Here is an 11,655-nt window from a genome sequence, read left to right on the forward strand (position 1 = left end):
CTCTCAAATCAAACTAACCAATGAAGCTTTACCTACACTTCTTTTTGATTTTTTGTTGTGTCTTAAATGTTTCTTCACAAAGTTCTGCTGTTGCAGAAGATGATAGAGCATTCGAATATACTATTCAGACCGATATAGATTCTTTAGGAAATTTGACACCTAAACCCTCTGAACATCAAATTGCTATTGATGAGAAACGAGACATTCTCAACGATGCCTTTGAAGCCGAAAATCCGCTGGCCATTCATCAAGGTTATCATTTATTGGCTAATGAATACTTGTCTAATAACGACACGCTACTTGCTCGTGAAAGCTTCGAAAAGTCTAAAAAATTTGCAAAATTATCTAAAAATACCGCAGCACTTGCTTTAAGCTATAATGATCTCGCCAAATATTACGCCACCGCACAAAAAAATTACAACAAGGCTTTTCAATATAGCAATAAATCTATTGATCTGTATAAAAAAATAAATGATACCATTGGTTTGAGCAAGGCGTATCATAATGATATTTTAATGGCATTTGACGACGGCAAATTACGCCAAGTATACGCTACCGTTATAAAAGCACGAAGATTACAGCCTGTAAACAAAATTACCGCCTTCGGGATTGCCCTTGACTATCTAGCGGGTGAGTATTATTCTAGAAAGGAGAATTATCAATTGGCCAATAACTATTTTAAAAAATCTATATATGAAGCCGAAAGTAAAGGATATACAATAGAACTAGAAAATGCTTATGGCTATTATTACAAATCATTAAAAAAACAAAACAAACTCAATGACGCTTTCGAAGCACTTACTATTTATGAGGCTTTAAAAGACAAAAACAGAGATGACATGAACTCTGCCGAAATTTCAGCACTTGCAGCTAAATTTCAGGTTGCCGAATATCGCAAAGATGTATTACTGGCAGAACGCGAGAATAACTTTAAGTCTGAATTGGTCGAGAGCAAAAGTAAGCTAAATCGCTTTTTAATTATCATTGCAGCCTGTTTTCTAATTCTTCTTTTTGTGCTACTCCTCGTACTTAGTAAAAGAAAGGTGCTCGTTGATAAACTAAAGGAAAGAAATAAAGAATACCTCAACGCCAAGCGCGAAGCAGAACTTCTCTCTAAAACTAAAAGTAAGTTCTTTTCTACTGTAAGTCATGAATTGAGAACTCCTTTATACGGAGTTATTGGTTTAAGCACCATTTTACTCGAAGACAACACTCTAAAGGAACATGAGTCTGACCTTAAATCGTTAAAATTCTCAGCCGATTATTTGTTAGCTCTTATTAACGATGTGCTTCAGCTAAACAAGATCGATTCTAAAAATTTAGAAGACGAACATACCGATTTTAATTTGGAAGAACTCATCAGGAAGATCACGTCTTCCTTTGAATATATGCGTCTTCAGAATAAAAATGAAATCCATGTGCATATTTCAGAATCTGTACCACAAAATATTCATGGTAATACCGTTCGCTTATCTCAAATTCTTATGAATTTAATCGGCAATGCTTGTAAATTTACAGAGAATGGCAATGTGTATGTTATTGCAGAAACTGTGCGTAACACCCGTGATAAAACCTCCGTTAAGTTTTATATCCGTGATACAGGGATGGGAATTCCTTCGGAAAAGCAAGCCAGTATTTTTGAAGAGTTCTCTCAATTGCACAATACAAACAGTAAATATCGCGGTTCTGGATTAGGACTTCCCATAGTAAAGAAATTACTGAATTTGTCTAATTCTGAAATTAACCTTCAAAGTGAAGTTGGTAAAGGTTCTATGTTTACGTTTACTCTTGATTTTGATATTGCAACGGGGGTCCAAAAAACTGTTGTGAATGGATTGTTAGATCTAAATTTATTGCGCGGCAAACATATCTTGATCGTAGAAGACAACCGCATTAATCAAACTGTAACCAAAAAGATCTTAGAGAAAAATAAGATCGTTTGTAGCATTGCGGAAAATGGTTTGCAAGCAGTAGAATTAGCGAGAAAACAACTTTTTGACCTTATTTTAATGGATATCAACATGCCTATAATGAATGGTATGGAAGCTTCTGAAGAGATAAGAACTTTCAATAAAACGATTCCAATTGTAGCGCTTACAGCAGTCGAAGTTGAAGAAATGAGGCTTAAAATAATGGATTCGGGAATGAACGATATTATTGTGAAACCGTACGACGTAACGCGCTTTACACAAACAATACTAAAGAATATCACTTCTGTTGAAACCAGATCGGTGGATCGCAGCGAAACTCGATTGAGAGCTGTTTAATCTATATTGAACAAGTATTAAAGCATAAAAAATCCTAGGAATGACCCTAGGATTTTTTTTTATTCTTTCGAAATTACTCTGAAATATTTATCCCTTCAAAGTTGCTGAAAGATATTCACGATTCATACGTGCAATATTTTCTAAAGAAATTCCTTTCGGACATTCAACTTCACAAGCACCCGTATTGGTGCAGTTTCCGAAGCCTTCTTTATCCATTTGCTCCACCATGTTCATTACCCGTGTTGCCGCCTCAATTTCTCCCTGAGGTAGCAAAGCGTATTGTGATACTTTCGCTGAAGTAAACAGCATAGCACTGGCATTTTTACACGCTGCTACACATGCTCCACAACCAATACAGGTTGCTGCGTAGAACGACTCATCTGCATCCTCTTTTTCTATAGGAATGGTATTAGCATCAATGGTGTTACCCGAGGTGTTTACTGAGATATAACCTCCTGCCTGTTGAATTCTATCAAACGCGCTGCGGTCGATCATCAAATCTTTGATCACTGGAAATGCTTTTGCTCTAAATGGTTCGATAACTACGGTATCTCCATCATTAAACATTCGCATGTGCAGTTGACAAGTTGTTACCAAACGGTCTGGACCATGTGGCTCCCCATTGATTTGTAACGAGCAGCTTCCGCAGATACCCTCGCGACAATCATGATCAAAAACTACAGGTTCTTCGCCCTTGTTAATAAGACCTTCATTTAGCACATCAAGCATTTCGAGAAATGACATATCACCTTCTATCCCATCAATTGGATAGGTAACCATGCCTCCTTTTGCGCTTGCATTCGCCTGACGCCATATTTTTAATGTAAGTTTCATAATATAGTCTTATGTTATTCGATCTTAAGGCTTAACACCTTATCGATCTTATTTATAACTACGCGTTTTCAGTTCGATATTTTCAAAAACCAAGTCTTCTTTATGCAATACAGCATCTTTAGGCTCTCCTTTGAATTCCCAAGCCGATACATACTTAAAGTTCTCATCATCTCGAAGCGCCTCGCCTTTTTGCTCACCACTTTGCTCTACACTTTCTTCACGGTAGTGACCTCCTGCAGATTCTCTTCTATCTAAAGCGTCCTTTGCGAACAATTCTCCCAACTCCAGAAAGTCGGCCACACGGCCTGCCTTCTCTAATTCCGGATTCATACTATCTTCGCTTCCAGGCACTTTTACATTTTTCCAAAAATCCTCGCGTAGTGCAGCGATCTCTGAAATAGCCTCTGTTAACCCTTGTGCGTTTCTAGACATTCCACATTTATTCCACATGATCTTTCCAAGCTTCTTGTGGTAATAATCTACCGAATGTTGTCCGCTGGCATTCATCAATTTGTGAATACGATCTTTTACATCTTTCTCCACCTGATCAAATTCTGGCGTATCTGTTGGGATCTTTCCAGTACGGATATCGTGTGAAAGATAATCTCCAATAGTATATGGCAATACAAAATAACCGTCGGCTAAACCTTGCATCAATGCTGAAGCACCTAACCTGTTTGCTCCGTGGTCAGAGAAATTAGCCTCTCCAGCCGCATAACAACCCTCAATGGTCGTCTGTAAATTATAATCTACCCATAATCCGCCCATCGTATAGTGTACCGCAGGATAGATCATCATAGGAGTTTCATACGGATTCTCGTCCACGATCTTTTCGTACATCTGAAAGAGGTTTCCATATTTATTTTCTATAACCGCTTTCCCAAGACCATAAATTTCTTGATCGGTTGGATTGTGGTTTCCATGGATCAAGGCTTGCTCTTTTCCGTAGCGATGAATAGCCGATTTAAAATCTAAATAAACGGCTTCTCCAGTTTTGTTGACACCATAACCAGCATCACAACGTTCTTTAGCCGCACGTGATGCAACATCACGAGGTACTAAGTTTCCGAAGGCCGGATAACGACGCTCTAAGTAGTAATCTCTTTCTTCTTCGGAAAGCTCTGTAGGTTTCTTTCTGCCTTCTCGAATTGCCTTAACATCTTCAATGTTTTTTGGAACCCAAATACGTCCATCATTCCGAAGTGATTCAGACATCAACGTCAATTTAGACTGATGATCTCCACTCACAGGAATACATGTTGGGTGAATTTGTGTATAACATGGGTTTGCAAAGTAAGCACCACGTCTGTGCACTTTCCAAGCGGCTGTAACATTACTTCCCATGGCGTTAGTACTCAAGTAAAATACATTTCCGTAACCACCCGTAGCAATTACTACAGCATGTGCCGAATGACGTTCAATTTCACCTGTTACAAGATCACGTGCAATAATTCCACGTGCTTTGCCATTTACCTTTACAATGTCAAGCATTTCATGACGATTAAAAGGCTGGATCTTTCCGCGATTGATCTGACGATTCATTGCCGAATAGGCTCCTAACAGTAATTGTTGTCCTGTTTGCCCTTTGGCATAAAAGGTTCTGGAAACTAGCACACCTCCAAAAGAACGGTTATCTAAAAGACCTCCATATTCACGTGCAAAAGGAACACCTTGTGCTACACATTGATCGATGATATTTCCTGAAACCTCAGCCAAACGATATACGTTGGCTTCTCGAGAACGATAATCGCCTCCTTTAATAGTGTCATAAAACAATCTGTAGTTACTATCACCATCTCCTTGATAATTTTTGGCGGCATTGATCCCTCCTTGCGCTGCAATAGAGTGTGCGCGACGCGGTGAATCTTGATAGCAGAATGTTTTTACGTTATAACCGAGCTCAGCGAGCGTAGCTGCTGCACTTCCTCCGGCAAGTCCTGTACCCACAACGATAATATCAATATTTCGTTTGTTAGCTGGGTTAACAAGATTGATCTTGTTTTTATGATTTGTCCACTTATCTGCTAAGGGTCCTTCAGGTATTTTTGAATCTAATATAGACATAGCGTTATTTTTAATGTGGAATTTGATTTAGATGTAAATAGATAGCGATAAAAATAAATCCCACTGGGATCAAAATCGCATATACTTTAGCAAATTTGGTTAGCGCCACAGAATATTTATTGTTGAAACCAACACTCTGAAATGACGAAGCGAAGCCGTGCCATAAGTGAACAGCCAATAAAATAAATGCTAGGATATACAAGCCTACGCGCACTGGACTTTCGAATTTATGCACCGTCTCAGCATAATAACGTGTTGGATCTTCAGGATGTGATTCTACATACTTATGAATCATCTCCGGGATCCAAAAATCGTAAAAATGTAAACCTAAAAATGCCAAGATCACGAGTCCTGAAATAATCATATTTCTTGACGCCCATGACGCATTCGCACTTCCTTTATAAGAGGCATACTTTACAGCACGTGCATTGCGGTTCCTTATCTCTAAAATAAAGCCCATGATAAAGTGAAAAACCACACCAAAGATCAAAACGGGTTGCAGTGCATATTGAACCAAACCGTTGTTTCCCATAAAATGGGACCAACTATTAAAGGTTTCCGGGTCAATGACGGCTGATAAATTAATTGTAAAATGTTGTCCTAAAAAGAAAACTAAGAACAGGCCTGAAAGTGCCATAGCTACTTTACGGGCAATAGAGGATGATATCATTCCCATTATGGTTGTGTTTTCAAAATTTTGTATTACAAAAATACGGCTCAAAGAAACTTTCGCCAAATAATCTGAGTTCTTTTATTGCAATCACAGTAAGCTATATTAGAAACTTAAAGAATTTAACCGTAAAAATCTCTTGAAAATTACATTTATGAAATAAACATTGGCTAATATACAACGAACACTGGCCAATAAACAATTAGTATTGTGAGAAGTCATTTTTAATATCAAATTAGAGCTTCATTCGAATGGTTACAATTGAAAGACTTTCTACTTTATCATGTTAAACCATAAAATTTAAAAATTATGAAAAAATTAATTTTAATGTCCGTACTTATTGCTGCTGTAATTGTATCAGGGTTCACTTCCGAAGATAAGTTTCCAGAATACATTTCAGATCATTCTGTAGATCGATATGAAATGGAATTTATGAAGACCATAGATGACAATAATCTCAATGCCAAATTAGCAAAAAACTTTGTGCGTTTTTTTGATGAAATATCGAGTATAGATGCGCAGTATTCTGACTCTGTTGGCTACTATTATATCGTTTTCGGCACTAAAGATAATGCCAAAACTATGCAATTATTGAAGATAGAAAAGGAGGATTTCGACAATGAAACTTACTCCTATATTGACTTCAGTAAAATCAAAGCCGATGAATTCACAGTATACTGTTACTATGGTGCTGATCCTAATGCTTTATGTCCGAAATACGGTTGCCAGAAAATGGGACCTTCTGAGTGCGAAGCTCCAATTTGTGGTGTTTGGCTTCATTCACAGCAGTTATGCTATAAATATTAAATACAACTAGCCCTATGATTATTTCATGGGGCTATTATTTCAATTCAAGAGGTGTGGTTGTTTCTTTTCCACCCAATTTTACACTCACCGTATAAATTCCCTTCGGAAGGTATGTACTGCCATTTGCAGCTTCGGAAACATTAATGTCTTTCTTTTTTAAGGCTTTCACTCCTTTTTCTGAAACACTCGCATCGTACTTTATCACATTAACTCCCTTCAACATTTCCACTTCCCAAGATTTTAACGTGCTTCCATCTTCTGTTAGGATAGAAATTTCGCCTTTTCCGCCCACGGGCGCAAATACTTGAAGCGCTACTGAAGGCTCAAAATATTCGCCATACTGATTAAACCCTTTGCTTCCCCAGCGTCTTGACACACGCAATGATGGTATTTCAGCTACAATCAAGTCCTTCATACTGTTTTTTGTCAACTTCTGAAGTAATGAAATATCGGCTACATAAATAGAACGACCATGGGTTCCTATCAGTAGATCCTTATCCCTTTCTTGAATCACCATATCATGAACCGCTACGTTTGGCAACCCTCCTGAAAACGGCTCCCAAGTTTGCCCCCGATCTAAAGAAAGATACGCGCCGTTATCGGTTCCTAAATACAGTAAATCTTCATTCACAGGATCTTCCTTAATTACATTTACTGGCGATGCTGGTAAATTATTGGTAATGGCGGTCCAAGTGGCACCATAGTTATCACTCCTATATATATACGACTTGAAATCATCCCAACGATACCCATTGAGCGTTGCATAAACACGCTCTTTTTTATGAGAGGAAGCAATCACTCTACTTACCCACAGATCTTTTGGCAATCCTTGCGAAATATTGACCCAATTTTCTCCACCGCTCCTTGAAACATAAACTAAGCCATCATCACTACCTGTATAGATCAACCCAAACTGAAAGGGCGATTCAGAAATGGTTGTTAAGGTTCCGTAGGCAACATTCCCTGGTTTTCCACCATTGGTAAGATCCCCTGATATCGCTTGCCAATCTGTCCCCTGATTCATAGAACGCATCAATTTATTTCCACCTAAATATAAAATATCCTGATTATAAGAACTTAACAAAATAGGCGTTTGCCAATTGAATCGATAAGGCGCATCACCCAATTCATGTTTTGGTTGAATATAGGTTTGCTCATCAGTTTTTAAATTGAGTCTGAAATAATTTCCAAATTGAAATCCGGTGTAAACAATATCGCTATTCCGATTGTCAATTTGAATCTGCATGCCATCACCACCCATAATAAACTTATACGGATACTCACCATTTTGCATCCAACCAGGATTGGCTTCATAGGTATGAGCACCTTTCCAAACACCGTTATCTTGGAGTCCGCCGTATACATTATAAGGCTCCTCGTTATCCACATTAATGGCATAAAACTGACCTACAGAAGGCGCATTGTTTTTGATCCAGCTTTCACCATCATCATAACTAATATTCACACCGCCATCATTACCATTTATAAGATGACCAGGCATTTTAGGGTTGATCCAAAGTGCATGGTGATCGGCATGTACATTGTCTGCACTGATCGATGTAAAGGTCTTTCCGCCGTCTTTCGACTTTAAAATAGGAACGCCGTAAATATAGATGCCGTCTTTATTAGAAGGATCTACATGTACTTTTCCGAAGTAATACCCATAACTGTAATAAATTCCATCGAGATAACCTTCATGTGTTTTCTTCCACGTTTTACCGCCATCGGTACTTTTGTATACCTCAGCGCCGATCACAGGCGTATCAAATAACATAGAATTGGCATCTTCAAGATATTTTGCCAGATCAACGGGCTGCACAGTACCACCACGCACCATATTTTTTACGTTAGCTGCTTTGTATTTTTCCTGAAAACCATTGTTGCGTAAATAGGTGTTTAGTTTTGAATCGTCCAGCGCTAAAAATTGGGCAACCGACATACTTTTAAACTCGTCTTTGCTTAAACCGTCACCTTTTTTTGAACTTTCGCTATCTTCTCTTCGGAATTGATTATCATGAACAGCATACACTGTATTGGCATCAAAAACGGCGAGTCCAATACGACCCGCTCCTTCACCTGTTGGAAAACCGCTGCCAGCACCCGAAACATTTGTCCAAGTACTTCCGCCATCTGTACTTTTATAGATCGCACTTCCAGCACCACTTCCGCGGAAATTCCACGCTTTACGATCCTTTTCCCATGACGAAGCATACATCAAATTAAAATTGTTTGGATCTGCATCCATTTCAATAATTCCTGAAGTATCGCTCACAAATAAGGTCTTCTTCCAAGTGATTCCACCATCGGTAGTTTTATAAACTCCGCGCTCGGTATTGGGAGAATACAAATGCCCCACAGCACTAACTACTAATTCTTTTGAGTTATTCGGATTAATAATGATCTTACTAATATGATGGGAGTCTTGAAGTCCCATTACCTTCCAACTCTTGCCATTATCGGTTGATTGCAATAACCCAATGCCAGCATAGCTTGATCGTGAGGCGTTCACTTCGCCTGTTCCTACCCAAATGATGTTGTTTTTCCAGTCTACTGCGAGACTCCCCACGTTTTGTGTCGGACTCGAATCAAGAATTGGAGTAAAGGTCGTTCCGTTGTTTTTGGTATGCCACACACCTCCGCTGGCGTAACCTACGTAGAATTCAATTGGGTTATTAGGGTTAACTGCAAGATCAACCACGCGGCCACTCATAATGGTTGGCCCAATGTTTTTAAAGGGAATATTCTTTACTAAAGAATTATTTGTGAGTTGTTCCTTTTGCTGAAGTGCTTTCGCTACATCAGCTGCAGAAGTAGCCGGTTGTTGCGCAAAAGTATAGAAGGAGAGAAATAACGTTAAAAAGGAAAGATAGACTGTTTTCATAATTGGCTTTTAAAGATTGTACAAATTACTGAAAATGTTGGGCTCGTACAATAGCCTTTCACAAGGACCTATTCTTTTTCTACTCTCGCAGGGACTACGTACCTTTATACCATGAATACTACACCTGATATTTTGGTAGATTATATCGCTCGTTTTGCTCAAGACGCGCCAAGACTTGATATTGTAGAGATCGCCAAACAATTCACCCTTTTGAAATTATCAAAAAACGAATTATTGGTGCAAGAAGGTGCTGTTTGTCAATATTTCTGCTTTATTGAAACAGGGATTCTTCAACACTATTTAACCATTTCCGAAGAAGAAAAAACAACATATCTCGGCTTAAAAAACTCTGTGACCACGGCTTTGAATAGTTTTAAAAATCAGATTCCTTCCCGAAAAAACATTCGCGCTTTAAGCGATTGCTCCCTTTGGGTGATCGATCAAAAACAATTTAGTCTTTTGCTTAAGGAAAATAGCACGTTCTACAGCTTCTATCATAATTTGATCGAGCAGCAGATATTTTTAATAGATGACTATCGCATCGATTTACTTACTAAAACACCAGAGGATCGCTACCGAAAGCTACTTGCAAATGAACCAGCATTGCTGCAAGAAGTACCTTTACATTACCTAGCCTCCTTTCTAGGAATATCTTCTCGCCACATGAGTAGAATTCGAAAAAACATAATTTAGCGCCATTTGGCTGGTTATTGGACAAAAATGATTCGTTATTTTTGAGTCACTTTAATTTAAATCACTTTTCAAATGAAATATCACCAAATTGACAGCGCCCTATACATCAAAAATCGTAAAAACTTTATGGCGAAGATGAAGCCTAAAAGTCTTGCTGTTTTTAATAGTAATGATATCTATCCTATTGGAGCAGATAGCACCATGCCTTTTGAGCAGGCGCGTGATATTTTGTACCTAAGTGGTGTTGATCAAGAGGAAAGCATCTTGGTTTTATTTCCAGACGCTCCTAACCCAGATCATAAAGAGATCCTCTTTTTAAAGGAAACCAACGAGCATATCGCCGTTTGGGAAGGTGAAAAATTAACCAAAGAGCGTGCCCTTGAGGTAAGTGGCATCAAAACGGTTATTTGGCTGAAAGATTTCGACAAGGTCTTTTACGAGATCATGACGCAGTGTGACACGGTTTACTTTAATACAAATGAACATTATCGTGCTAACGTAGAAACTGAAACACGTGAAGATCGTTTTATAAAAACCACCAAAGCTAAATTTCCAGCACATAATTGGGCTAAGAGTAATCCAATTTTACAACGGTTGCGTTCGGTAAAAGATCCTATTGAATTAGACCTTATTCAAACTGCTTGTGATATTACTGAAAAGGGCTTCCGTCGCGTACTTGGCTTTGTAAAACCAGGTGTTTGGGAATTCGATATTGAAGCTGAATATATGCACGAATTCTTACGAAACCGTTCTAAGAAATTTGCGTATACACCTATTGTTGCCAGCGGAAACAACGCCAATGTACTTCACTATATTGAAAACAACCAACAATGTCAAGCTGGCGATCTTATCTTGATGGATGTGGGTGCTGAATATGCTAATTATAGTAGTGACATGTCACGTACCATTCCTGTAAGCGGAAAATTCACCAAACGACAACGCCAAGTGTATGACGCTGTAAATCGTGTTAAAAACGACGCGACCAAAATGTTGGTTCCTGGAACCCTTTGGAAAGAATATCACGTAGAAGTTGGTAAATTAATGACTTCAGAATTGCTAGGCTTAGGCCTACTTGATAAAGCCGATGTTCAAAATGAAGATCCTGAATGGCCAGCCTATAAAAAATACTTTATGCACGGAACTTCGCACCATATGGGATTAGACACTCATGACTACGGAATTCTTTGGGAGCCTATGCAAGCCAATATGGTTTTCACAGTGGAGCCAGGTATTTATATTCCCGAAGAAGGCTTCGGAATACGTCTGGAAGACGATATTGTTATTCAAGAAAACGGAGACCCTTTTAACCTCATGCGCAACATTCCTATAGAGGCTGAAGAGATCGAAGATCTGATGAATTCTTAATTATTCGTTAGTTCGGCCTTTACGTTAAAATAACCTCAGTGTCATGGTGACCATAGGAGCGGTCACATAATCAG

Annotated in this window: 8 protein-coding genes; 4 read left to right on the top strand and 4 right to left on the bottom strand. The window is 38.6% G+C overall.

From position 1 onward, the window contains the following. Window positions 1-20: 20 nt before the first annotated feature. Window positions 21-2,267, top strand: coding sequence for a response regulator (locus ACY2RU_RS05285; RefSeq protein WP_490137362.1), 2,247 nt, complete (start codon window positions 21-23; stop codon window positions 2,265-2,267). Window positions 2,268-2,354: 87 nt separating this feature from the next. Here the strand turns inward: ACY2RU_RS05285 and ACY2RU_RS05290 are convergent, their stop codons facing one another. Genes ACY2RU_RS05290 through ACY2RU_RS05300 form a run of 3 tightly spaced genes read right to left on the bottom strand, consistent with a single transcriptional unit; the run spans window position 2,355 to window position 5,841 of the window. Further along, the gene (locus ACY2RU_RS05290; protein ID WP_490137363.1) at window positions 2,355-3,101 is read right to left on the bottom strand and encodes a succinate dehydrogenase/fumarate reductase iron-sulfur subunit; all 747 of its coding nucleotides are present in this window, start codon (window positions 3,099-3,101) and stop codon (window positions 2,355-2,357) included. 48 nt (window positions 3,102-3,149) lie between these two features. Next, window positions 3,150-5,165, bottom strand: coding sequence for a fumarate reductase/succinate dehydrogenase flavoprotein subunit (locus ACY2RU_RS05295; RefSeq protein WP_490137364.1), 2,016 nt, complete (start codon window positions 5,163-5,165; stop codon window positions 3,150-3,152). 10 nt (window positions 5,166-5,175) lie between these two features. Next, window positions 5,176-5,841, bottom strand: a complete 666-nt coding sequence (locus tag ACY2RU_RS05300; protein WP_490137365.1) for a succinate dehydrogenase cytochrome b subunit — start codon at window positions 5,839-5,841, stop codon at window positions 5,176-5,178. A gap of 303 nt (window positions 5,842-6,144) precedes the next feature. Here ACY2RU_RS05300 and ACY2RU_RS05305 point away from each other — a divergent pair, with 303 nt between their 5' ends. Then, a complete protein-coding gene (locus tag ACY2RU_RS05305) occupies window positions 6,145-6,642 on the top strand; it encodes a hypothetical protein (protein WP_490137366.1) in 498 nt (165 codons plus the stop codon). A gap of 34 nt (window positions 6,643-6,676) precedes the next feature. Here ACY2RU_RS05305 and ACY2RU_RS05310 read toward each other — a convergent pair whose 3' ends face one another. Further along, entirely contained in the window at window positions 6,677-9,523 is a 2,847-nt protein-coding gene (locus ACY2RU_RS05310) for a WD40/YVTN/BNR-like repeat-containing protein (RefSeq protein ID WP_490137367.1), read from the bottom strand. A gap of 111 nt (window positions 9,524-9,634) precedes the next feature. On the opposite strand from ACY2RU_RS05310, the gene ACY2RU_RS05315 reads away from it, so the two are divergent. Further along, window positions 9,635-10,216 (top strand): Crp/Fnr family transcriptional regulator, encoded by a 582-nt coding sequence (locus ACY2RU_RS05315; protein ID WP_490137368.1) that lies wholly within the window; start codon window positions 9,635-9,637, stop codon window positions 10,214-10,216. Window positions 10,217-10,288: 72 nt separating this feature from the next. Beyond that, on the top strand, window positions 10,289-11,581 hold the full coding sequence (locus tag ACY2RU_RS05320) for an aminopeptidase P family protein (protein ID WP_490137369.1): 1,293 nt from the start codon (window positions 10,289-10,291) through the stop codon (window positions 11,579-11,581). Window positions 11,582-11,655 lie beyond the last annotated feature (74 nt).

This window comes from Ulvibacter sp. 2305UL32-6, from assembly GCF_058148545.1.

Bases quoted from the DNA above. Each gene is read 5' to 3' on its own strand.
- ACY2RU_RS05285 (WP_490137362.1), top strand. From the start codon at position 21: ATGAAGCTTTACCTACACTTCTTTTTGATTTTTTGTTGTGTCTTAAAT.
- ACY2RU_RS05290 (WP_490137363.1), bottom strand. From the start codon at position 3,101: ATGAAACTTACATTAAAAATATGGCGTCAGGCGAATGCAAGCGCAAAA.
- ACY2RU_RS05295 (WP_490137364.1), bottom strand. From the start codon at position 5,165: ATGTCTATATTAGATTCAAAAATACCTGAAGGACCCTTAGCAGATAAG.
- ACY2RU_RS05300 (WP_490137365.1), bottom strand. From the start codon at position 5,841: ATGGGAATGATATCATCCTCTATTGCCCGTAAAGTAGCTATGGCACTT.
- ACY2RU_RS05305 (WP_490137366.1), top strand. From the start codon at position 6,145: ATGAAAAAATTAATTTTAATGTCCGTACTTATTGCTGCTGTAATTGTA.
- ACY2RU_RS05310 (WP_490137367.1), bottom strand. From the start codon at position 9,523: ATGAAAACAGTCTATCTTTCCTTTTTAACGTTATTTCTCTCCTTCTAT.
- ACY2RU_RS05315 (WP_490137368.1), top strand. From the start codon at position 9,635: ATGAATACTACACCTGATATTTTGGTAGATTATATCGCTCGTTTTGCT.
- ACY2RU_RS05320 (WP_490137369.1), top strand. From the start codon at position 10,289: ATGAAATATCACCAAATTGACAGCGCCCTATACATCAAAAATCGTAAA.